Origin of the sequence: Micromonospora sp. URMC 106 (genome assembly GCF_051386395.1) — a bacterium.
Taxonomy (GTDB): Bacteria; Actinomycetota; Actinomycetes; order Mycobacteriales; family Micromonosporaceae; genus Micromonospora.
Map to the genome: position 1 here is coordinate 1 of NZ_JBPQTP010000250.1, position 483 is coordinate 483.

A 483-nucleotide genomic window follows, 5' to 3' on the forward strand; every position below is an offset into this window, starting at 1 on the left:
CCACCGTCGGCCAGGACCGCAAGAACAGCGAGCGGGAACTGGGCGTGCGCTACGAACCCCAGCCCAACTTCTACTACTGCGGCCCCGCCGCCGCCCGCAACGCCCTCAGCGTGCAGGGCAAGAACATCGACGTCGACGGCATGGCCAAGCGCATGGGCACCACCGAAGCCGGCACCAACTCCATCAACGACATCACCCCCGTACTGAACAAGGAGACCGGCAAGAACGCCTACCAGTCGGTGGAGATCCGCGAGACCAAGGCCGACGACAAGCAGACCGACAAGCTGCGCACCGACATCGTCACCGCCATCGACGAAGGCCACGCCGTCGTGGCGAACATCGCCGGCACCGCCACCGACACCGACGGCGGCGTCCACTCCTTCGAAGGCGGGCACTACATCAGCGTCGTCGGCTACCGCGACAACGGCCACACCGTCACCATCGCCGACTCCGCCGACCCCGCCCAGGCCTCCTACCGGATGA

Annotated in this window: 1 protein-coding gene; it reads left to right on the forward strand. The window is 67.1% G+C overall.

The genetic code is table 11. The features are described from left to right. Positions 1-483: C39 family peptidase (locus ACSNOB_RS31990; protein WP_436691176.1), on the forward strand; the 483-nt coding region annotated here is incomplete at both ends.